Annotated in this window: 21 protein-coding genes; 14 read left to right on the top strand and 7 right to left on the bottom strand. The window is 71.5% G+C overall.

Annotation, left to right across the window (positions count from 1 at the left end):
* Positions 1 to 68: 68 nt before the first annotated feature.
* From FH608_RS05215 to coaA, 5 genes are read right to left on the bottom strand one after another with little or no spacing between them, the layout of a single operon-like run.
* Positions 69 to 983: an ABC transporter ATP-binding protein gene (locus tag FH608_RS05215; protein WP_226898979.1), complete on the bottom strand. Its 915-nt coding sequence runs from the start codon at positions 981 to 983 to the stop codon at positions 69 to 71.
* Positions 980 to 1,837: an ABC transporter permease gene (locus FH608_RS05210; protein ID WP_139628759.1), complete on the bottom strand. Its 858-nt coding sequence runs from the start codon at positions 1,835 to 1,837 to the stop codon at positions 980 to 982. The genes FH608_RS05215 and FH608_RS05210 overlap by 4 nt, the downstream gene beginning before the upstream one ends.
* Positions 1,830 to 2,738, bottom strand: a complete 909-nt coding sequence (locus FH608_RS05205) for an ABC transporter ATP-binding protein (protein WP_139628757.1) — start codon at positions 2,736 to 2,738, stop codon at positions 1,830 to 1,832. Before FH608_RS05205 ends, FH608_RS05210 begins: the two co-directional genes overlap by 8 nt.
* 39 nt (positions 2,739 to 2,777) lie before the next feature.
* On the bottom strand, positions 2,778 to 3,713 hold the full coding sequence (locus FH608_RS05200; protein WP_226898977.1) for a DUF389 domain-containing protein: 936 nt from the start codon (positions 3,711 to 3,713) through the stop codon (positions 2,778 to 2,780).
* 28 nt (positions 3,714 to 3,741) lie between these two features.
* Positions 3,742 to 4,644 (bottom strand): type I pantothenate kinase, encoded by a 903-nt coding sequence (coaA, locus tag FH608_RS05195; RefSeq protein WP_139629069.1) that lies wholly within the window; start codon positions 4,642 to 4,644, stop codon positions 3,742 to 3,744.
* A 135-nt stretch (positions 4,645 to 4,779) separates the two neighbouring features.
* Between coaA and FH608_RS05190 the strand changes: the two genes are divergently transcribed.
* From FH608_RS05190 to tsaD, 12 genes are all read left to right on the top strand, one after another.
* On the top strand, positions 4,780 to 6,183 hold the full coding sequence (locus tag FH608_RS05190) for an alkaline phosphatase PhoX (protein WP_139628753.1): 1,404 nt from the start codon (positions 4,780 to 4,782) through the stop codon (positions 6,181 to 6,183).
* Between the two features lie 13 nt (positions 6,184 to 6,196).
* The gene (locus FH608_RS05185) at positions 6,197 to 6,547 is read left to right on the top strand and encodes a holo-ACP synthase (protein ID WP_139628750.1); all 351 of its coding nucleotides are present in this window, start codon (positions 6,197 to 6,199) and stop codon (positions 6,545 to 6,547) included.
* Positions 6,548 to 6,556: 9 nt separating this feature from the next.
* On the top strand, positions 6,557 to 8,008 hold the full coding sequence (locus FH608_RS05180; RefSeq protein ID WP_139628748.1) for an NAD(P)H-hydrate dehydratase: 1,452 nt from the start codon (positions 6,557 to 6,559) through the stop codon (positions 8,006 to 8,008).
* 89 nt (positions 8,009 to 8,097) lie between these two features.
* On the top strand, positions 8,098 to 9,246 hold the full coding sequence (gene alr, locus FH608_RS05175) for an alanine racemase (protein WP_139629067.1): 1,149 nt from the start codon (positions 8,098 to 8,100) through the stop codon (positions 9,244 to 9,246).
* Between the two features lie 19 nt (positions 9,247 to 9,265).
* Positions 9,266 to 10,321 carry an alpha/beta fold hydrolase gene (locus FH608_RS05170; protein WP_139628746.1) on the top strand — a complete coding sequence of 352 codons (1,056 nt, stop codon included), beginning with the start codon at positions 9,266 to 9,268 and terminating at the stop codon, positions 10,319 to 10,321.
* Positions 10,318 to 10,779: a tRNA (adenosine(37)-N6)-threonylcarbamoyltransferase complex ATPase subunit type 1 TsaE gene (gene tsaE / locus FH608_RS05165; protein WP_139628744.1), complete on the top strand. Its 462-nt coding sequence runs from the start codon at positions 10,318 to 10,320 to the stop codon at positions 10,777 to 10,779. Before FH608_RS05170 ends, tsaE begins: the two co-directional genes overlap by 4 nt.
* Before the next feature lie 168 nt (positions 10,780 to 10,947).
* The gene (locus FH608_RS05160) at positions 10,948 to 11,622 is read left to right on the top strand and encodes a hypothetical protein (RefSeq protein WP_139628742.1); all 675 of its coding nucleotides are present in this window, start codon (positions 10,948 to 10,950) and stop codon (positions 11,620 to 11,622) included.
* A gap of 3 nt (positions 11,623 to 11,625) precedes the next feature.
* Positions 11,626 to 12,168, top strand: coding sequence for a class F sortase (locus tag FH608_RS05155; RefSeq protein WP_139628740.1), 543 nt, complete (start codon positions 11,626 to 11,628; stop codon positions 12,166 to 12,168).
* Positions 12,169 to 12,276: 108 nt separating this feature from the next.
* The gene (locus FH608_RS05145) at positions 12,277 to 13,209 is read left to right on the top strand and encodes an aminoglycoside phosphotransferase family protein (protein WP_226898976.1); all 933 of its coding nucleotides are present in this window, start codon (positions 12,277 to 12,279) and stop codon (positions 13,207 to 13,209) included.
* A 130-nt stretch (positions 13,210 to 13,339) separates the two neighbouring features.
* Positions 13,340 to 13,984 carry a tRNA (adenosine(37)-N6)-threonylcarbamoyltransferase complex dimerization subunit type 1 TsaB gene (gene tsaB, locus FH608_RS05140; RefSeq protein WP_139628735.1) on the top strand — a complete coding sequence of 215 codons (645 nt, stop codon included), beginning with the start codon at positions 13,340 to 13,342 and terminating at the stop codon, positions 13,982 to 13,984.
* Positions 13,985 to 13,995: 11 nt separating this feature from the next.
* The gene (rimI, locus tag FH608_RS05135) at positions 13,996 to 14,427 is read left to right on the top strand and encodes a ribosomal protein S18-alanine N-acetyltransferase (RefSeq protein WP_139629065.1); all 432 of its coding nucleotides are present in this window, start codon (positions 13,996 to 13,998) and stop codon (positions 14,425 to 14,427) included.
* A complete protein-coding gene (tsaD, locus tag FH608_RS05130; RefSeq protein WP_139628734.1) occupies positions 14,420 to 15,451 on the top strand; it encodes a tRNA (adenosine(37)-N6)-threonylcarbamoyltransferase complex transferase subunit TsaD in 1,032 nt (343 codons plus the stop codon). The genes rimI and tsaD overlap by 8 nt, the downstream gene beginning before the upstream one ends.
* Before the next feature lie 277 nt (positions 15,452 to 15,728).
* On the opposite strand, the gene FH608_RS05125 is transcribed toward tsaD, so the two are convergent.
* A complete protein-coding gene (locus FH608_RS05125; RefSeq protein WP_139628733.1) occupies positions 15,729 to 17,651 on the bottom strand; it encodes an apolipoprotein A1/A4/E domain-containing protein in 1,923 nt (640 codons plus the stop codon).
* Positions 17,652 to 17,784: 133 nt separating this feature from the next.
* The gene (locus tag FH608_RS05120) at positions 17,785 to 19,134 is read right to left on the bottom strand and encodes a class I SAM-dependent methyltransferase (RefSeq protein ID WP_226898975.1); all 1,350 of its coding nucleotides are present in this window, start codon (positions 19,132 to 19,134) and stop codon (positions 17,785 to 17,787) included.
* Between the two features lie 284 nt (positions 19,135 to 19,418).
* On the opposite strand from FH608_RS05120, the gene groES reads away from it, so the two are divergent.
* Positions 19,419 to 19,730 (top strand): co-chaperone GroES, encoded by a 312-nt coding sequence (gene groES, locus FH608_RS05115; RefSeq protein WP_139628731.1) that lies wholly within the window; start codon positions 19,419 to 19,421, stop codon positions 19,728 to 19,730.
* 72 nt (positions 19,731 to 19,802) lie between these two features.
* Entirely contained in the window at positions 19,803 to 21,422 is a 1,620-nt protein-coding gene (gene groL / locus FH608_RS05110; protein ID WP_139628730.1) for a chaperonin GroEL, read from the top strand.
* Positions 21,423 to 21,928 lie beyond the last annotated feature (506 nt).

Raw genomic sequence — 21,928 nt, 5'->3', positions numbered from 1 at the left:
TCGCCCTGGATGCCGTCGTCTTCCCCCGCTCTGGTCGCTGCGCTCCCGCCGCTCCCTCGCCGTGTTCATCAGGTGCTCCGGTTGATCAGGTAGGAGAAGACGCTCTCCAGGTCCTCGTCCGCGGGGGAGACCTGGTGCAGGCGGACGCCCTCCGCCTGGGCGACCCGGGGCAGGAGCCGGGCGAAGCGGCGGAACTCGGTGGCCTGGATCTCCATGCCGTCGGGACGGAGGGTGATGCCGCCCGCCGAGTGGTCGCGGATGAGGGCGGCCGCGAGCTTCCTGTCGTCGCTCGATCGGATCATGAACAGGTGGGGCCTGTCGGTCATCAGGCGCCTGATCTCGCGGAAGTTGCCCGACGCCGCGTGCCGGCCCGCCACCAGCACCTCGATGTGCTGGGCGACCCGTTCGACCTCCTCCAGGATGTGGGAGCTGAACAGGATCGTCTTGCCGGCCGTGCCCATGGCCCGGATGAGGTCCATGAGGTGCAGGCGCTGGCGCGGGTCCATGCCGTTGAACGGCTCGTCGAGCAGCAGCACCGGCGGGTCGTGGACGAGCGCCGCGGCCACCTTGACGCGCTGGCGCATGCCCTTGGAGTACGTCTCCACGCGCCGGTCCTTGGGCTCCTCCATCTCGACGGTGGCCAGGGCCTTGCGCGCGGCCTCGACCGGGTCGCTCAGCCCGTGGAGGCGGGCGGCCGAGAGGACGAACTGCCAGCCGGTGAGGAAGCCATACACACCCTCTCGCTCCGGAACCAGCCCGATATTTCGGTAAATGTGGTGGTTCTTCCAGACGCGCGTTCCGTCCAGCGCGACCGTGCCGCCCGACGGCGCCAGGAACCCCGCCATCATGTGGAGCAGCGTGGACTTGCCCGCTCCGTTGGGACCCAGCAGGCCGGTGACGCCCGGACCGATCGTCATCGTGACGTCGTTGACCGCCACCACGTTGCCGTACCAGCGGGAAACCTGCGACAGCTCCATCTTCACCGCGAGGCCGCCTTCCTGTAGCGCAGTGCGAGGGCGAGCACGGCGATCCCCAGCAGCACCACGAGGATCGCGGCCGAGGCGGGGCCGTTGGGGTAGGCACCCTCGATGGAGTGCGGCGGGGTGCCGAACAACCAGGACTGTACGGAGTCCACCAGCCAGAACGGGTTGGCCAGCCACGCCCACGCGGCGGCCGACTCGTCGCCGGCGGAGCGGAGCGTCTCGTAGATGACCGGCACGGACGCCGACGCCAGCAGGTAGACCAGGATCACCGAGGCCACCCCGAGCCCGCGCCGCGGCGTGAACGAGGCCAGCGCCAGCCCGAAGGAAGACAGCAGCAGCGCCAGCACCAGCGCCATGAGCAGCGAGCCGAGGAACTCCCCGGTGGCCGGCGGCCCCGGCATGTCCACCACCAGCTCGCCGACGTAGATCAGCACCAGGGGCACCGCCACGAGCAGGAAGAGCGCCACGGTCATCGCGGCGACCTTGGCGCCGACGTACTCGGCGATCGAGACGGGCCGCGACAGGTAGAGCGGCAGCACGCGGTAGCGCAGGTCGGGGGCGACCACGGTGGGCGCCTGCGAGGCCAGGAAGACCGCGACGACGGCCTGCATGATCACGGCGAAGCCGCTGTAGGGGAGGCCGCGCTGCTGGGCCAGGGCCATCATCGCGATGGACACCACGGCGGGCAGCAGCATGATGACGAAGAGCGAGAACGGCATGATCTTGCTGCGGGCGGTGCGCCCGAGCCCGAAGATGCCGCGCAGGCTGTGCACGGCCAGCGCCCGCGTCGAGTGGCCGCGGCCCAGCCGGGGCCCGTCGTAGTGGCGGTAGCCGATGTCGTAGATCTCAGACACCCGCGGCCTCCTCCCTGAAGACGTCCTCGATGCGGTGGCGGCCCTGCTCCAGGCGGATGAGGCACAGGTCCAGGTCGACGGCGGCGTCCCTGATCGCGTCGAACGTCTCGGGGCCGGCCACCTTGACCACCAGCATCCGGCCCTGCGGCGAGACGGTCAGGCCGGTCTCGGTCAGGCGGGCGGCCAGCGGCTCCAGGCCGTCCTCGACCTCGACCGTGACGGTCTGCGTGGCCTGCGTGAACTCGCCGATCGCGGACGAGCGCAGCAGCCGCCCCGCGTCGATCACGATCACGTGGTCGCAGATGCGCTCCAGCTCGCCCAGCAGGTGGGAGGTGACCAGCACGCTGATGCCGAACTCGGTGCCGATGCGCCTGATCAGCGTCAGCATCTCGTCGCGGCCTCGGGGGTCGAGCCCGTTGGTCGGCTCGTCCAGGAAGATCAGCTTGGGGTCGTGCACCAGGGCCTGGGCCAGCTTGACGCGCTGCTTCATGCCCGTCGAGTAGCCGCCGACCGCGCGGTAGCGCTCTTCCGCCAGCCCGACGTGGCGCAGCACGTCGGCCGCGCGCTCGCGGGCGGCCGTGCGCGGCAGGCCGGACATCTGCGCGAGGTGGACGACGAACTCGGTGGCGGAGACGTCGGGTGGGAGGCATTCGTGCTCGGGCATGTAGCCGACGAGCCTGCGGATCTCGGCGCCCTGCGCGGTCACGTCCAGATCGAGGACCCTGGCGGTGCCGCCGGAGGGCGGCAGGAGGCCGAGCAGGATCTTGATCAGGGTGGACTTGCCCGCGCCGTTCGCGCCGACCAGACCGGTGACCCCCGGTCCCACGGTGACCGAGAGCTGATCGACCGCGGTGACGGTGGGGAAGCGTTTGGTCAGCCCCTCGGTGGCGAGGATGTGCATGGCCCGACCGTACCGGGCTGACGGGGGCCCGCGCCTCATTCAGACGGATGAACGTCGTCCTACTTGAGGCCAGAATCGCCGCTGGACCAGGAGGGTGCAGGTGCCGGCGATGACCATGCCGGCGACGTTGACCGCGAGCTGCGAGACCGAGCCCGAGACCTCCTTCCAGTCGCCCAGCGCCAGCGCGACGGCCACGTAGCCGGCGGCGGGCACCGTGGTGACCGAGATGAAGACGCCGACCAGGGCCGACGACTTGCCCGCCGTGATCGACAGCACCCCGGCGGCGCCCGCGAGCAGCGCCACGATGAACGACCACCGGTCTGGCGTGACGATGAAGCGGACCTCCTGGTTACGTGCGAGGTTGCCGAGGTCGATCCAGCCGAGCCACGTCGAGACCAGCGCGCAGGCGAACGTGATCGCGATCGCGAGCGCGAACCCGACCACCAGCGTCCTGAACGCGGTGACGACCAGGTGTCCCCTGCGGTGCAGCAGCCCGAAGCAGATGGCCGCGACCGCGCCGAACTCGGGCCCGAGCACCATCGCGCCGACGATGAGGATCGGGGAGTTCTGCAGCACCCCGATGCCGGCGAGCTGGGTGGCGATGGCCAGGAACGTCAGGTACGCCCACGTGATGCGGGACTCGGACTGCACCCGCTGTGCCAGCTCCTCCCACACCACGGCGTCGTCCGGCTCGCCGGGAGCCTCCTCGACGGCGTGGTCCGCGACCTTGGACAGCGACAGGTCGATCTCCTCGATGGCGATGGAGCCCTCGGTCTCCAGCCACTGGAGCCTGCCCAGCACCTCGTTCGCCGACTCTCGGGCGGCGTCGCACATGATCACGTCGCCGGCCGGCTCGCGGGCCGCGCCGGGGATGACGACGATGTTGGTGACGCCCGCGCAGTCCTCCAGCACCGCCGCCGCGTCCTCGGTGCGTGCGGCGGGGCTGATCAGTCGGAGATGGAGCACGGAGGACATTGTGGTCCACCGGGGAGGGGGAAGGGAGTCAGGTGCGGCGGAGGCGTACGCGCCGGACGGAGTGGTCGGCGCCCTTCTGGAGGACGAGGTCGGCGCGGCCCCTGGTGGGGGCGATGTTCTCGACCAGGTTCAGCTCGTTGATGTCGCGCCAGACGTTGACGGCGAAGGCGGTGGCCTCCTCGTACGAGAGCTCCGCGATGTGCCGGAAGTACGACTTCGGGTCCTCGAAGGCGGTGCGGCGGAGCTTGTGGAAGCGGTCGACGTACCAGGTGCGGATGTCCTCGACCTTGGCGTCCACGTAGATGGAGAAGTCGAAGTAGTCGTTGACGGCGAGGGACGTGGGCGGGGCGGGCTGGAGGACGTTGAGCCCTTCGATGATCAAGATATCCGGATTTTTCACGATCTGGGATGCACCGGGCACGATGTCGTACTCCAGATGGCTGTAGATCGGCGCGCGCACCTCCTGCATCCCCGCCTTGACCTCCGCCACGAACCTGACCAGCGCCCTGCGGTCATAGCTCTCCGGGAAGCCCTTGCGGTGCATGATGCCCTTGGCCTCCAGCACCGCGTTCGGGTGGAGGAAGCTGTCGGTGGTGACCAGCTCCACGTGCGGGTGCTCGGGCCAGCGGGCCAGCAGCGTGTGCAGCAGCCGCGCCGTCGTCGACTTGCCCACCGCGACGCTGCCCGCGATGCCGAGGATGTACGGGACGCGCTGCTCGGGATGGCCGAGGAACGCGCTCAGCACGCTGCTGCGCTGCTTGGACCCGGTGAAGTGCAGGTTGAGCAGCCGGGTCAGAGGGAGGTAGATGTCGGTGACTTCGGTGAGGTCGATGGGGTCGTCGAGGCCGCGTATCTCTTCCAGCTCTTCTGCGGTGAGAGTCAAGGGCGTGTTCTTGCGGAGCTCGCTCCACCGCTCCCTGCTCAGTTCCACGTAGCCGTTGTTCACCTAGGCAGCGTAGCGATGGCGGACGAACCGGATCATGGCCGGGGCACCCGGCGGCCCGGTCTTGGCGAACCGCGCATATCAGGATGTGACGGCGGCTACTGTTCGGGGCGGGGAGGTCGCATGGACCGTCGTAGCTTCATCACCAGCATGATCGCCTTCGCCGGGCCGTTCGCCGGGGTCGCCTGCGCGGGAGAGCGCGGCGGCGCCAGACCCGTCAGCGGGTACGGCCCGCTGAAGCCCGTGGCCGACCGCCGTGACGGGAAGGTCCGCCTGCACCTGCCCGAGGGGTTCGCCTACCGCTCGTTCAGCGCGGCCGGCGACGAGTTCGGCGACGGGACGCTCGTGCCGGGCAGGCACGACGGCATGGCGGCGTTCTCCGGGCCGGACGGCAGCGCCATCCTCATCCGCAACCACGAGGTCAACGGCCCCGTCGGCGCGTTCGGCGACAAGCGCAGGGCCTACGACCGGATGGCGGGCGGCGGCACCTCCACGCTGCGCGTCAGCCGCTACGGCGAGGTGCTCCACAGCGCCCCCTCGCTGACCGGCACCATGATGAACTGCTCCGGCGGCCCCATGGCCTGGCGGGCCTGGGTGAGCTGCGAGGAGACGGTCAACGGCCCCGACGTGGCAGACGACCACACCGGCGGCGACAACTCCAGGCTGCGGCGCAAGCACGGCTACATCTTCGAGGTGCCGGTCGGCCGGGCCGCCACCGCGCGGCCCATCAGGTCGGCCGGGCGGTTCGCGCACGAGTCGGTGGCGTTCGACCCGTCGACGGGCGCCCTCTACATGACCGAGGACAACTTCTCCTTCCCGTCCGGGTTCTACCGGTATTTACCGCCGAAGCACCCCGTACAGGCGGGGCGGCTGCTCGACGGCGGCAGGCTGCAGATGCTGGCCGTCAAGGGCGCCAGGCACGCGGACCTGTCGGCCGGGCAGCGGCGCGGCGCGTCGTACGAGACCGTCTGGGTGGACATCGACGACCCCGACCCCACGTTCACCGGCAGGCCGGCCAACGACGTGGCCGTCCAGGCCGTGGGCCGGCAGGGCCGCGAGCAGGGCGCGGCGATCTTCGCCAGGCTGGAGGGCGCCGTCTTCCACCAGGGCGTGGTGTACTTCGTCTCCACCCAGGGCGGTGACACCGCGCCGGGCGACAAGGCGCCGTCCGGGTTCGGGGACGGGCGGGGGCAGGTGTGGGCGTACGAGACGTGGAGCGGGCGGCTCAGGATCGCGTACGAGTCGCCGCGCTCGTCCGTGCTCGACCTGCCGGACAACGTGACCGTGAGCAACCGCGGCACGCTCGTGCTGTGCGAGGACGGCGACGGCGCCAACTACCTGCGCGGGCTCACCACCTCGGCGGAGCTCTTCGACTTCTGCCGCCTGGAGCCGATCCCCGGCGACCCGGGGGCGGAGTTCGCCGGGTCGACGTTCGGGCCGGGCGGCCACACGCTCTACGTCAACGTGCAGGCCGAACACGGCAGGTCCATCGCCATCTGGGGTCCGTGGGAACGCGGGCCGTTCTGAGTACGCTTGGGTGATGATCCTGGGCATCGGCGTGGACGTCGTGGACATCGCCCGCTTCGAGGCGGCTCTGGAGCGCACGCCGCGGCTCGCCGAGCGCCTGTTCACCGAGGACGAGCAGGGGCTGCCGGTGGCGTCGCTGGCCGCCAGGTTCGCCGCCAAGGAGGCCGTGGCCAAGGCGCTCGGCGCGCCCAGGGGGCTCGGCCACCGGGAGGCCGAGGTGCGCCGCGACGAGAGCGGCCGGCCGTCGCTGCGGATGACGGGGAAGGTCGCGGAGGCCGCGTACGACCTCGGGGTCAAGCGCTGGCACATCTCCCTCAGCCACGACGGGGGTGTGGCCGTGGCCTACGTGATCGCGGAGGGATAGCTTCGGATCATGCGCACTGCCTACACCGCCGACCAGATCCGGGGCGCCGAGCACGAGCTGATGGCCAGGCTGCCCGAGGGCACGCTCATGCAGCGGGCCGCCAGCGGGCTCGCCGCCGTCTGCGCCGACCTCCTGGGCAGGGTGTACGGCAGGCGCGTCGTGCTCCTCGTCGGCAGCGGCGACAACGGCGGCGACGCGCTCTACGCGGGAGAGCGCCTGGCCAGGCGCGGCGCGCGGGTGGACGCGATCCTTGCCGGGTCCAGGACGCACGAGGCCGGGCTGGCCGCGCTCCTCGACGCCGGCGGGCGGGTGTCCCCCTCCTCGGCGCTGGAGCGGGCCGATCTCGTCGTCGACGGGCTCGTCGGGATCGGGGTCTCGGGGGCGCTGCGGGAGCCGTACGCCGAGCTCGTCTCGGCGGCGAACGCGGCCCGCGCCCCGATCGTGGCGGTGGACGTGCCCAGCGGAGTCGACGCGAGCAGCGGCCGGGTCGAGGGGCTCGCGGTGCGGGCCAGGGTGACCGTGACCATGGGCGCGTACAAGACGGGGCTGCTGGTCGATCCGGGCGCCGAGCACGCGGGGCGGGTGGAGCTGGTCGACATCGGGCTCGGGGCGTACCTGCCTGATCCCGACGTCGCGGCGCTGACCTCCGCCGACGTGGACGTGCTGCTGCCGAGGCCGGGCAAGGAGTCCGACAAGTACCGCAGAGGGGTGCTGGGGGTCGCGGCGGGCAGCTCCCGCTTCACCGGAGCGGCGGTGCTGGCCGTGGGCGGCGCGCTGCGGGCCGGGGCCGGGATGGTGCGCTACGCCGGGCCGGCCGCGCCCGTCGCCCAGGTGCGCTCGCACTGGCCGGAGGCCGTCGTCACCGAGCTGGACCGGCCTTCCGTCGACGACGTGGGCCGGGTGCAGGCGTGGGTGCTCGGCCCGGGGCTCGGCACCGGCGAGTGGGCGCACGAGCTGGCCGCCAGGGTGCTCGCCTCCGCCGTGCCCGTGCTGATCGACGCCGACGGGCTGACGCTGGTGGCCCGGGACCGGTCGCTGCTGCGGCGCTCCGCGCCCGTCCTCATCACGCCGCACGCGGGGGAGCTGGCGCGGCTCATCCGCGCCGACCGCGACGCCATCGAGGCGGGCCGGCTGGAGCACGTCCGGCGGGCGGCGGGGGAGCTGGGGGTGACCGTGCTGCTCAAGGGGTCCACCACGGTGGTGGCCGAGGAGTCGCGACCGGTGCGCGTGAACGCCACCGGGACGCCCTGGCTGGCGACCGGCGGGACGGGCGACGTGCTGTCGGGGATCGCGGGGGCGCTGCTCGCCCAGGGGCTGAGCTGCTACGACGCGGCGTCGTGCGCGGCGTACGTGCACGGGGCCGCCGGCCGGCTCGCCGCCGACGGCGCTCCACTGGCCGCGGCCGACGTGGCATCGGCGATTCCCGCCGCCGTCCGCGCGATCTGCGGCGAGGCGCCGTAGCGGTCGCAGGGCCTCTCACGTGGGGCGCGGGGTGTGAAACGCGCTCGACCACGTGCGTGACCTGCCACACTAGAAGGATGTACTCCCCGATGGCCACCCCGGCCGAGGCGCGGATCGACCTGGCCGCGATCAGGCGGAACGTGGCCCTGCTCAAAGAACGGGCCGGCGGCGCGGAGCTGATGGGCGCCGTCAAGGCCGACGCCTACGGGCACGGCCTGGTGCCGTCGTCCGAGGCCGTGCTGGAGGGAGGCGCGAGCCGGCTCGGCACCGCGTTCGTCAGGGAGGCGCTCGCCCTGCGCGAGGGCGGTGTGACCGCGCCGATCCTGGCCTGGCTCATCACGCCGGGCGAGCCGCTGGACGAGGCGCTCGGCCACGACATCGAGCTGTCCGCCTCCGACGAGGCGCGGCTGGGCGAGATCGCCGCCGCGGCCCGGCGCACGGGGCGCGTGGCCAGGGTGCACCTGGAGGCCGACACCGGCATGAGCAGGGGCGGCGCGCCGCTGGCCGGCTGGCCGGGGCTGCTGGCCGCCGCCACGCGGCTGCGGGCCGAGGGCGTGATCGAGATCGTCGGGCTCTGGTCCCACTTCGCCTGCGCCGACATCCCCGGCCACCCGTCGATCGGGCAGCAGCTCGAGTCGTACACGACGGCGCTGAAGCTGGCCGAGCAGGCCGGCGCGGCCGGCTCCCACGTGATCAGGCACCTGTCCAACTCCGCCGCCACCGTGACGCTCCCCGAGGCCCGCTTCGACATGGTCAGGCCCGGCATCGCGATGTACGGCCTGAGCCCCGTCCCCGAGCTGGGCGACTTCGGCCTGCGCCAGGCGATGACCCTGGTGGCGCAGGTCGGCCTGGTCAAGCGCGTCCACGAGGGTTCGGGCGTGTCATACGCTCATCTCTACGTCACCGAGCGCGAGACCACCCTCGGCCTCGTGCCGCTCGGCTACGCCGACGGCATCCTCCGGCACGCGACGGGGCGGGCCGAGGTGCTGGCGGGCGGGCGTCGCCGGACGGTCGCCGGCCGGGTGTGCATGGACCAGTTCATGATCGACATGGGCGACGACCCCCTGTCGGCGGGCGACGAGGTCGTGCTGTTCGGGCCCGGCGACGGGGGCGAGCCGACCGCTCAGGAGTGGGCGGATACTCTCGGCACGATCACCCATGAGATCGTGACGAGGATCGGCTCGCGGGTGCCGCGGGTCTACGAGCACAGGCGGGCGGGCACCTCCCCGCGGGCATGAGCGGAGAAGGATCGGGGACATGACGACGACGACAACACGGCGCAGGGTCGGGATCGCCGGCGCGCTCGTCGGTGCGGCTTCCGCCGGGGTCGCGGCGGCGGCGCTGGCCAAGCGGTACGCGGTCGGCCGGATCAGGCTGCGCCCCGACCTCGAGGCCAGCGAGCCGTTCGGCGAGTTGCGGGGCAGGGACCGCACGCTCGTCACCTCCGACGGCAAGGCGCTGCACGTCGTGGTCGACGGCCCTGAAGACGCCGAGCTCACCGTGGTGTTCTGCCACGGCTACTGCCTCAGCCTGGAGTCCTGGCACTACCAGCGCAAGGACCTGCGCGAGAACCACCGCATCGTGCTGTGGGACCAGCGCTCCCACGGCCGCTCCCAGCGCGCCGGCGCCGACGGCAGCACGATCGACCGGCTGGGCGACGACCTGGCCGAGGTGATCGAGGAGTTCGTGCCCGGCCCGTGCGTGCTGGTCGGCCACTCCATGGGCGGCATGACGATCATGGCGCTGGCAGACCGCCACCCCGGGCTGTTCGGGGAGAAGATCCGCGGCGTGGCGCTCATCGCGACCTCGGCGGGCAAGCTGGCCGAGCTGACGCTGGGCCTGCCCGCGATGGTGTCCAAGGCAGTGCACAAGATCGCGCCCACCACGGTCTCGATGCTGGGCAAGCGGGGCGCGCTGGTCGACCGCACCCGCAGCGCGGGCAGCGACATCGCGTTCCTCATCACCCGCTACATAGGCTTCGGCGACTCCAGGAACGTCAGCCCGACCGTGGTCGACTTCGCCGAGTCGATGATCAGGGCGACCCCGACCGAGGTGTTCGCCGACTTCTACCCCGCGCTGATGAACCACGACAAGCTCTCCGCGCTCCACGTCCTCGACCAGGTGCCCACCGCGATCCTGGTGGGCGACGGCGACTGGCTGACCCCGCCCGACCACAGCAGGGCGATCGCCACCGCGCTGCCGAAGGCGCAGCTCACCGAGGTGCCCGACACGTCCCACCTGATCCAGCTGGAGCGGCCGGGCGTCGTCAACGACGCGCTGCGTGACCTGATCAAGAGGGTCGATCCGGCATGAGGCTCGCGACCGCCGATGACATGCGCGCGTACGGCGCCCGCCTGGCCGCGCTGCTGCGGCCGGGCGACCTGCTCGTCCTGTCCGGCCCGCTCGGGGCCGGCAAGACCACGCTGGTGCAGGGCATCGCGGAAGGGCTCAAAGTACGCGGCCCGATCACGTCCCCCACGTTCGTGATCGCCCGGGTGCACCCCTCGTTGAGCCAGGGGCCGCCGCTCGTGCACGCGGACGCGTACCGGCTGGGCGGCGACCTGGAGGTGGACGACCTCGACCTCGACGCCTCGCTGGAGGAGTCCGTCACCGTCGTCGAGTGGGGCGAGGGGCTGGTCGAGGGGCTGGCCGACGACCGGCTGGAGATCCACATCGACCGCGAGTCGGCGGGCGACGAGGCCCGCGTCGTGACCCTGCGAGGCGTGGGCCCCAGGTGGGTCGACACGCCGTCTGATCCGCCCGAAGATTAAAGAGCGCGTCAAGTCTCGGTAATCCTGGCACCCTTGACGTACCGGGCCGGCGACATCAATCATGATCGTTGGTCAGGGATTGGCCCAGATTTTCTGGGTATCAGGAGGGGCGACATCCATAGTTCTGGTGGATGCTGGGATGTAAGACGGCAAAGTGGGGTGCGGCCGGTGCTCGGGATCAGGCGCGTCGCGTACGCGGGAGCCATCGTCATCGTCGGACTGACCGGCTGCTCGGCCTCCGCGGAGACCGAGCCGACAGGCACACCCACCCCGACCCCCACCGCCAGCGGCTCCGCCGACCCCACCGCGACGAGCAGCCCCAGCCCGACCGCCACCAGGCGGACCATCTCCGTCCAGCTCAACCCCGACCGCGTCACCGCCGGCGAGACCTCCAAGGTGTGGATCCTGGCCAACTGCCCCGTCCCGACCGGCGGTCCCGCCCACACCGGCACCGCGACGTCCAAGGCGTTCGTCAACGGCGTCGTGCTCAACCCCGTCCCCGGCTCCACAAGCAGCCCGGCGGCGAGCGCCACCCCCACGGCCGGCTCGCCCTGGGTGCGCGGCGAGGCGCAGATCTCGGGCACGGTCAAGCGCGGCTCCTACCGCGTCGACGTCAAGTGCGACGGCACCAACGACCTGGGCAGGGCCACGCTCAGGGTCGCCGCGGCCGAGCCCGTGCCCTCCAACGTGCCGTCCAAGGCGCCCAGGGCGGGCGGCGGCGGCACGTACGCGAAGGACTTCGACGACGAGTCCTCCGTCCCGATCGGCCCGGCGGGCGCGCTCATCGGCCTGGCGCTGGCCGTGGGCATCGGCGTGGCGGTCAAGCGGCGAAACCGGGCGTAGGCGATGGCCCGTCCCGGACGGGTGGTGCTCGCGGGGGCCATCACGGGCCTGGTCCTGGTCGCATTCGGCAAGGGCATGCAGACGAGCAACACCACGACACCCGCCGCCGCCGTCGTGCCGAAGGTCATCGACATCCCCTCGATCGACGTCGAGGCGCCGCTGATGAAACTGGGCCTGGCGGAGAACGGCGAGGTGGAGCTGCCGCCGTACGAGAAGCCGAAGGTCGCCGGGTGGTACTCCGGCAGCGCCGTCCCCGGCGAGAAGGGCGCCTCGGTGATCATCGGGCACGTCGACACCAAGACGGCGCCCGCCGTGTTCTACAAGCTCAGGCAGTTACGCAAGGGCGAGAAGGTCAAGGTCGAGCGCAGCGACGGCAAGGTCGTGACCTTCAGGGTCGACGCGATCGAGCAGGTGCACAAGGACTCCTTCCCCACCAGGCGCGTCTACCTGGAGGACGGGCTCAAGCTCGTCACCTGCGGCGGCAAGTTCGACTACGCCAAGGGCGAATACGTCGACAACATCATCGTGTACGCCTCCCGCGCCTGAGACTCCTGGGCCCGAAACTTCCGCGCCTGAAACTCCTCCGCCTAAGACTCCTGCGCCTGAAACTCCTGCGCCTGAAAACGACTTGCCCGCTCATGGACCATGGATGGCATGAGCGTAGACACGAACCCGCCCGCGTCCGGCGTGCGGGTGCCCTGGCCCGAGGTGCACCCGCTGGTGCGCGCGGCGGTCGAGGACTTCCTCGGCGGGCGCGTGGCCGAGGCCGTCACCCAGTCCGGCGGCTTCTCACCGGCGGCGGCGGTCCGCCTCCGCACGGAGCACGGCAGGCGCGCCTTCGTCAAGGCCGTCGGCCCCGAACCGAACGCCGACTCCGTCCGTATCTACCGCTCCGAGCTCGCCATCGCCGCCGCCCTGCCCGAATCGGCGCCCGCGCCCAGGCTGCTGACCGGCTTCGAGCTGGAGGGCTGGGTGGCGCTGGTCTTCGAGGACGTCGAGGGCTCCCATCCCGAGCTGCCGTGGCGGCGCGACCAGCTCGACCGCGTGCTGGAGGCCATCGACCGGATGTCGGCCGCGCTCACCCCCTCGCCGGTCGAGGTACCGCCGATCGGGAAGATCTTCGGCCGGGCGTTCCACGGCTGGCGCGACCTGCTGGAGGAGCAGGACACCGCCGGGCTCGACCCGTGGGCGGCGCGCCACCTCGGCGAGCTGGCCGAGCTGGAGTCCGGCTGGGTCGCGGCCGCGGCGGGTGACACCCTCGTCCACGCCGACCTGCGGGCCGACAACATCCTGCTCACCGGTGACCGCGTCTACTTCGTGGACTGGCCGTGGGCCTGCGCCGGGGCGCCCTGGGTGGACCTGCTGGCGATGCTGCCGTCGGTCGGGATGCAGGGCGGGCCCGCGCCGCACGAGCTGTTCACCGACCCCGATCCGGCGGCGACCGCCGTGATCGCCGCGTTCGCCGGCTATCTCGTACGGCATGCCCGCCTGCCCGACCCGCCGGGGCTGCCGACGGTCAGGGCGTTCCAGCGGGCCCAGGGAGTGGTGGCCCTCGACTGGCTGAGACACCGTACGGGCTGGGCCTGACCCTTCCGGCGGGCCTCTGCGGCACCGTCCTGGCCCCCGCGCCTGCGTACGGGCCGGGTGCGACCCTGACGGTCGGGCTGTTCACCGTACGGGCCGGGTGCGGCCTGTACGGCGGGTAGGCTAGACAGCCGTGCTGGTCCTGGCCTTTGATACCGCGACACCCGCCGTCACCGCCGCGCTCCACGACGGCGAGCGGGTGCTCGCCGAGCACACGACGATCGACGCCCGGCGTCACGGCGAGTTGCTTGTCCCCACCATCGAGCGCGTCGTCGGCGAGGCGGGCGCCGCGCTGCGCGACGTGACCGCCATCGTCGCGGGCAGCGGCCCCGGCCCCTACACCGGGCTGCGCGTCGGGCTGATGACCGCGCAGGGGCTCGCCACCGCGCTCGGAGTCCCCGCGTACGGCCTGTGCACGCTCGACGCCGTCGCCTACGCCGGCGGGCTCACCGAGCCGTTCCTGGTGGCGACCGACGCGCGGCGCAAGGAGGTGTTCTGGGCGAGATATGCGGACCTGCGCACCAGACGCGACGGCCCCTTCGTCGACCGGCCCGCCGACGTGCCCGTGGAAGGGCTGCCCGTGGTCGGCGCGGGCGCCGCCCTCTACCCCGACATCCTCGGCAAGAGCGACGCGCCCCCCTACCCGTACGCCGGAGCCCTGGCCGCGCTGGCGGCCGAGCGCCTGGCCGAGGGCACGCCGCTCGACCCGGCCCGGCCGATCTACCTGCGCAGACCCGACGCCGTGGTGCCCGGCGCCCCCAAGCGGGTGACAGCGTGAAGCTCAGGCACATGACCGAGGCCGACCTGCCGGCGGTCATGGCGATCGAGCAGGTCACGTTCCCGCTGGACGCGTGGAGCGAGGGCATGATGCGCGGCGAGCTGGCCGACATGCCCCGCACGCGCCACTACGTGGTCGCCCTCGTGGACGACGAGATCGTCGCCTACGCCGGGCTCGCCGCCGCCGCCGACCAGGCCGACGTGCAGACCATCGCGGTGCTCGAGGCCCACCGCGGCACCGGCATCGGCGGTGCGATGCTGACCGAGCTGCTGGCCGAGGCGACCCGTAGAGGAGCCCGGGAGGTGTTCCTGGAGGTACGCGCCGACAACCCGCAGGCGCAGGGCGTCTACCGGCACTACGGGTTCGAGGAGATCGGCACCCGCCGCCGCTACTACGACGACGGCACCGACGCGATCATGATGAGAAGGAAGCTTGGTGACTGACGCACCCCTGGTCCTGGGCATCGAGACGTCCTGCGACGAGACCGGCATCGGCATCGTCAGAGGGCACACCCTGCTGGCCAACACCATCGCCTCCAGCATGGACGAGCACGCCCGCTTCGGCGGCGTGGTGCCCGAGGTGGCCTCCCGCGCCCACCTGGAGGCCATGACGCCGACCGTCGAGGCCGCGCTGGCCGCGGCGGGCCTGCGCTTCTCCGACATCGACGCCATCGCCGTCACCGCCGGCCCCGGGCTGGCGGGCGCGCTGCTGGTGGGGGTGGCGGCGGCCAAGTCGTACGCGCTCGGGCTCGGCGTCCCCCTCTACGGCGTCAACCACCTGGCCGCCCACGTCGCCGTCGACCAGCTCGAGCACGGGCCACTGCCCAAGCCCTGCGTCGCCCTGCTCGTGTCGGGCGGCCACTCGTCGCTGCTGCTGGTGCCCGACGTGTCCGAGGACGTGATCTCGCTCGGCTCGACGGTCGACGACGCCGCAGGTGAGGCGTTCGACAAGGTGGCCAGGGTGCTGGGGCTGCCGTTCCCCGGCGGGCCCCACATCGACCGGGCCGCGCGTGACGGCTCCGGCACGGCCGTCGCGTTCCCGCGCGGCAAGATCGACGACGGCACTCTCGACTTCTCCTTCTCCGGGCTCAAGACGGCCGTGGCGCGCTGGGTCGAGGCCCGCGAGGCGTCCGGGCAGTCCGTGCACGTGCCAGACGTCGCCGCCTCCTTCCAGGAGGCCGTGGTCGACGTCCTGACGCGCAAGGCGTTGCAGGCGTGCCGGAAGTACGACGTGCACGACCTGCTGATCGGCGGCGGGGTGGCGGCCAACTCGCGGCTGCGCGCGCTGGCGCAGGAGCGGTGCGACGCGGCCGGGGTGCGGCTGCGGGTGCCGCGCCCGGGGCTGTGCACCGACAACGGGGCCATGGTGGCCGCGCTGGGGTCTGACCTGGTGGCGGCGGGCGTCTCCCCGTCGACGCTGGAGATCCCGGCCGACTCGTCGCTCCCGATCACCACCGTGCACGTCTGACCCGCCCGCCGGGCTCCGCCACGAGCCTCATTTCTGGAACCGCGCGCATCCGTTTCTGGAGACCGTGCGCACGTCTCTCCTTCCGGAGCCACGTTCGCGTGCGCTGCCGGACCCGGCGTGCCTGCCTCCCGTAACCGAGTCGTACCTTTCGAGGACCCTGGCAGAAGTGCGGCGGGCCGCGCCTGGAACGTGGCGCGGCCCGCGATGGAACGTGACGCGGCTCAGCGTTGGTCACGTGGCTCGGCCTGGCCACGTGGCTCAGCGTCGGCCGCGCGGCTCAGTCCTTGGCCCGGGTGGGCCGCAGCAGGGCCTCGGCCAGGGCCAGCATGGTCTCCTCCAGGGCGCCCAGCCGCTTGGTGAGGTCGTCGGTCGCGGGCTGCACGATGCCGCTGACCGTCTCGGCGAGCTCGTCGCGGTCGGGGCGTGAGGTGACCAGCTCCGTGAGCGCGCTCGCGGCGGCGGCGAGGCGCTCGGACTGGCCGTCGGCGTGTGTCTGCAGCAGCTCGCCCTGGGCGGTGAGCGTGGCGGGCAGCTTGCCCATGCGCTCGCTGACGGTCTCGATGCGGTCGTTGACCGACTCCAGGTGCTCGCTGGCCTGCTCGGCGCGGGTGGCCAGGCCGTTCAGGTGGGTGTCGAGGCCGTTGAAGCGGGTGTCGATGCCGTCGAAGCGACTGCTCAGGTGCTCCTCGGCCTCGATCAGGCGCTCGTCGACGGAGTCGATCTGGGTGTCGAGCTTGTTGAAGCGGCCTTCGTTACGGGTGGCCGTCTCGTTGATCCGCTGGTCGGTGGCCGCCATGCGCTCGTCGAGCGCGGTGTAGCGGGCGTCGATGCGTACGTCCAGCGCGTCGAACCTGTCGTCGTGGCGGCCCAGGTGGCCGTCCAGCGTGCCCAGCCGCTTGTCGACGCCGCTGAGCTGGCTGTCCACGGACGTCAGGCGCTTGTCGACGCCGCCCATCCGGCCGTCGAGCCCGTCGAGCCTGGTGTCGATGTCTGCCAGGCACTCGTCGGCGGACTCCAGGCGGCTGTCGAAGCCGGTGAGCCGGGAGTCGAAACCCGCGAGCCTGCCCTCGACCCGCTCCAGCCGGGCGTCCACGCCGCCGAGCCTCGCGCTCAGGCGCTGCTCGCTCTCGCCGAGCTGGACGGTGAGGTGCTGGTCGGCCTCGTCGAGCCGGGCGGTGAGCCGCACCTCGATGTCGGACAGCCGGCCGGAGAGCTGGTCGTCGGACTCCTTGAGGCGGCTGGCGAGCCGCTCGTCGGCCTCGACGAGGCTGGTGGCCAGGCGCTGGTCGGTCTCGTCCATCCGTGCGGTGAGCCGCTGGTCGGTCTGGTCGAGCCGCGCGGTGAGCCGCTGATCCGTGTCGTCGAGCCTGGCGGTGAGCCGCTGGTCGGTCTCGTCGAGGCGGGCGGTGAGCCGTTGGTCCGTCTCGTCGAACTTGGCACTCAGCCGCTGGTCGCTCTCGTCGAGCCTGGCGGTGAGTCGTTGGTCGGTCTCGTCGAGCCTGGTGCTCAGCCGCTGGTCGCTCTCCTCCAGGCGGGTGGCGAGGTGCTCGTCCTGCTCGGTCATCCGCGCCGTCAGCTGCTCCGACAGGTCGCCGACCACGACCTCGACCCGGTCGGTGCGGGAGGTCAGCTCGGCCATCGACTTGTCGAGCCTGGTGAAGCGGCTCGCGGCGGCCTCCATGCTGGAGTGGAGCACGGCCAGCTTGGCGGTGAAGTCGGACATCCCCTTCGTGATGCCGTCGGTGGAGTCGAGCACCGACTTCAGGCGGTCGAGCGCCTCGTCCACGTTGCCGCCCACGGTGCCGAGATCGGCCCACAGGCTCGGCAGCTCGGTCACCGGGGTGACGCGGGCGTCCACCTCGCCCACCTTGTCGCCCACGGCGTCCACGTGGTCGCGTACGGCCTCGACGTGCTGAGCCAGCCCCTCCGCCCACATCGGCGGCTTGGCGGCGATGTCGTCCAGCCGCCCGCTGACCGCCTGCAGCGTGCCGCTGAGGCCGCCGAGCTCGCGCTCGCGCACCTCGCGCAGCAGCCACTCCATGCCTTCGAGGCGCTGGCGGATCTCGTCCAGCACGGCCCCTTGCGTGCGCTGCTCGTACACATGATCCTGCGCGGCGCGCGCGAGCAGGTCCCGCATCCTCTCGGAGATGCCGGATTGGCCTCCTGCCTGGAGAAGGGTGGTGTGGTTGGAATGGTCCACCGAAAGCTCCTTTGGCTCGCCGACGGTCTGCCGCGCAGCGGTGGGGATAGGTCCGATATGCAGATGAAAGAGCGAGAACGCGGCTAACCGCATCGGAGGGGAGAACTCCCGCCCGCCCACCTTAGCCTCTGGATCAAGGTCCGTCAGGGTCGAATTGAAAGATCGCTGTTAACGGTCGAATGGGCGGTTCACGCAGGTAGAGGCGTGTTGCAATGATGACCGAAGGCTTGTCGATGATCCTGGTAAGGATGATTACCGCAGAATTCTCGCCGTTCAGCCGTAGGTCGGAGCGGAGGCGTTCGATGTCGACGGCGGAGCCACGCTTCTTGATGGTGACATTGCCGATTTTCCGCTCACGGAGCGCTGCACGCAGTTTTTTCAGCGAAAATGGAAGGACGTCCGCTATTTCGTATCTGGCCGCCCATGGGGTGTCGATCGGGGCGTCGCTCGTGATGTAGGCGATCATCGGGTCGGGCAGGCGCCCGTTCACCAGTTCGCACACCTCGCCGACGAGGTGCGCCCGGATGGCCGCGCCGTCCGGCTCGTACACATACCTCCCGATCGGGCCGACCGGGGCCTCGGCGCCCGTGGCGGTCAGCGTGTGGCCGCCGGGCAGCAGCGTCGCCCGCCGCGCCGGCCCCTGGCCGCCGGTCCACAGCGCGGCCTCCTTCACCTCGCCCTTGTACGAGACCCACTCGGCCTCCGCGCCGTCCGGGATGAACTCGTACGGGATGCCGGGGGCGACCTTGACGCACGCGCGGCCGGCCCGGGAGATGAGGTCGAGCACCACCGGCCAGGGCGGGGAGTAGGCCATGGGGTCGAACGTCCTGCCCCTGGCCGTCCGCCTGGCGGGGTCGGCGAACAGCACGTCGTACCCCTCCGGCTCGACCCCGGCCGCGTCCGCCACCTCCACCGCCACCCTGCCGCCCAGGCCGAGCGCCTCGGCGTTGGCCCTCGCCACGGCCACGGTCAGCGGGTCGATGTCCACGGCGGTCACCGCGCAGCCCGCGCGCGCCAAGGCGAGGAAGTCGCCCCCGATGCCGCAGCACGCGTCCACGACTGTGAGCTCCCTCACTCCCACCCGACCGCCGCCACCGCTCACCGCACCGCCCGTGGAGCCGTCCTCCGTGGCCCAGTCCGCCGCACTGCCGCCCGAGCCCGCGTCGCCTGAGCGCGCATCACCCGCGTCACCCATGTCGCCTTTCGTCAGGCGGCGGGCGCGGTGGGCGGCGACCTCCGCGCGGGTGGACTGCTCCAGGCCGTGCGGCGTGAAGTACATCGGCCGCGCGTCCTCGCCGAACTTGGCCACGGCACGCTCCCTCAGCCGGGCCTGGGTCAGCGCGGCGGACGTGAGGGCGGCGTCGTACGTCCTGCGCAGCGCCGTGGCGGCCGCGACCGGATCGGCGCCCATGAGCTCCCCGGCCTCCGCCAGAGCCCGCTGTCCGCGCGGTGTCAGCAGGGCGTAGAAGGCGTCGAGGTCCACGACATCCGACGTTAGCGCCACGCCCGCGCGGATCGAGCCGTGGACGTACCGTGTCCAGGGCCGTATCCGCGTGGGCGGACGTACTGTGTGCAGGGGACGGTGACGTCTGATCGCTCTCAGCAGACGCGTTCGTGTTGACTGTCAAGCCCCTCTTGCATATGTTTCCTGTTGGCACTCTCCCATTGAGAGTGCCAACGTGCGACGAGGCAGGTCTGACACCCGCGACGGCAGGCCCAGCTGGTCGCCTCTTCTAGATCATTCAAATCTGAAGGGGAGGTCCGATCGTGACGACCGCCACCAAGGTTCCCGTTAAGCCGCTCGGCGACCGCATCGTGGTTCAGCCGCTTGAGGCCGAGCAGACCACCGCTTCCGGCCTGGTCATCCCTGACACCGCCAAGGAGAAGCCGCAGGAGGGCAAGGTCCTCGCGGTGGGTCCCGGCAACTGGGATGAGGACGGCGACAAGCGGATTCCGCTCGACGTCTCTGAGGGCGATGTCGTCCTCTACAGCAAGTACGGCGGCACCGAGGTCAAGTACGGCGGCGAGGAGTACCTCGTGCTCTCCGCCCGCGACGTTCTCGCGATCATCGAGAAGTAAGCCGGATGTGTCGAGCCCCGGGCGCTCTTGAGGGCGGCCGGGGCTTTCGACGCAAGGAGAGGACTTTCAGCAATGGCGAAGATCCTGGAGTTCGACGAGGACGCCCGCCGCGCGCTCGAGCGCGGCGTGAACGCCCTCGCCGACGCCGTGAAGGTAACCCTCGGCCCGCGCGGCCGTAACGTCGTCATCGACAAGAAGTTCGGTGCGCCGACGATCACGAACGACGGTGTGACCATCGCTCGTGAGATCGAGCTGGAGGAGCGCTACGAGAACCTCGGCGCCCAGCTCGCCAAGGAAGTGGCCACCAAGACCAACGACATCGCGGGTGACGGCACCACCACCGCGACCGTCCTGGCCCAGGCCATGGTCCGTGAGGGCCTGCGCAACGTGGCGGCCGGCGCCTCGCCGCTGTCGCTCAAGCGCGGCATCGACAAGGCCGCCAAGGAGATCAGCGACAAGCTGCTCGCCAGCGCCCGCGAGGTGGCCGACAAGAAGGAGATCGCCAACGTCGCCACGATCTCCGCTCAGGACGCGCAGATCGGCGACCTGATCGCCGAGGCGTTCGACAAGGTGGGCAAGGACGGTGTGCTCACCGTCGAAGAGTCCAACGCCATGGGCATGGAGCTCGAGTTCACCGAGGGCATGCAGTTCGACAAGGGCTACATCTCTCAGTACATGGTGACCGACCCGGAGCGGATGGAGTCCGTCCTGGAGGACGCCTACGTCCTGCTCACCCAGGGCAAGATCGCCTCCATCGCGGACCTCCTGCCGCTGCTGGAGCAGGTCGCCCAGACCAAGAAGCCGCTGCTCGTGGTCGCCGAGGACGTCGAGGGCGAGGCCCTGGCCGTCCTGGTCACCAACAAGATCCGCGGCACGTTCACCTCCGTCGCCGTCAAGGCTCCGGGCTTCGGCGACCGCCGCAAGGCGATGCTGCAGGACATGGCCATCCTCACCGGCGGCCAGGTCGTCAGCGAGGAGGTCGGCCTCAAGCTGGAGCACGTCGGCCTCGAGGTGCTCGGACAGGCCCGCCGGGTCGTCGTGACGAAGGACAACACGACCATCGTCGACGGCGCCGGTGACGCGCAGGCCATCGAGGACCGCGTCAAGGAGATCAAGATTGCCATCGAGCAGTCCGACTCCGACTGGGACCGCGAGAAGCTGCAGGAGCGCCTGGCGAAGCTCGCCGGCGGTGTGTGCGTGCTGCGCGTCGGCGCCGCCACCGAGGTGGAGCTGAAGGAGAAGAAGCACCGCCTCGAGGACGCGATCTCCGCGACGCGCGCCGCGATCGAGGAGGGCATCGTCTCCGGCGGTGGCTCCGCGCTGATCCACGTCTCCAAGGACCTCGACGACCTCGGCCTGACGGGCGACGAGGCGACCGGTGTCGGCGTCGTGCGCCGTGCCCTGGTCGAGCCGGCCCGCTGGATCGCCGAGAACGCCGGCCTCGAGGGCTACGTGGTGACGCACAAGGTTGCCGAGCTGGAGGTCGGCCACGGCCTCAACGCCGCGACCGGCGAATACGGCAACCTGATCGACCAGGGCGTCATCGACCCGGTCAAGGTCACGCGCTCCGCCGTGCAGAACGCGGCGTCGATCGCGGGCATGCTGCTCACGACCGAGGCGCTCGTGGTGGACAAGCCCGAGGAGGAGGCCCCGGCCAACGGTCAGGGTCACGGTCACGGCCACGGCCACTGACCCATCCCGATCCTCTCGCCACGGCCCGCACCCTTCCGGGGGTGCGGGCCGTGCGGCGTTTCCACCGGGTTTGCCGCACGCATCCTGTGCCTGTCCTCGGCGGCTGTCCAGCGGTCCCGTTGGCTGTGCTCCACAGGTTGGGTCATGGGTCGAGGCTGAGGGCCGAGCGGCCGGTGTGGGTCGCCGCTGCGACGGCTTGTGTGGCGATGGCGCACCGGCGAGTGCGGAGGGACGGGGCTTGTGGGGAGCTGTGTCCCTTACGAGGGCTGAGGGGGTGGGGTGGCTGGTGATGCGCCACCCGAGGAGCGGGCGGCAGCCGGGCGGCCCGTACGGTGCCTCTCAGGGGCACTGGGCGCGGCCGGCGGCCGGGAGTTGGATGGCCGGCGAGGGGCTACGGCTTCCCGCTTGAACTGCTGGGATGCTTCGCGGTGCTCTGGTTGGAAGTGGGGGAAAAGGTGTGATTATTGGCGTAAACCCGGAGTGGGGGATAAGCGTCGCGCTCTGAC

It is taken from the genome of Nonomuraea phyllanthi (assembly GCF_006334985.2).
GTDB lineage: Bacteria > Actinomycetota > Actinomycetes > Streptosporangiales > Streptosporangiaceae > Nonomuraea > Nonomuraea phyllanthi.
Note: the sequence above shows the minus strand (reverse complement) of the source record. Positions and strands in the feature narration are given on the sequence as shown.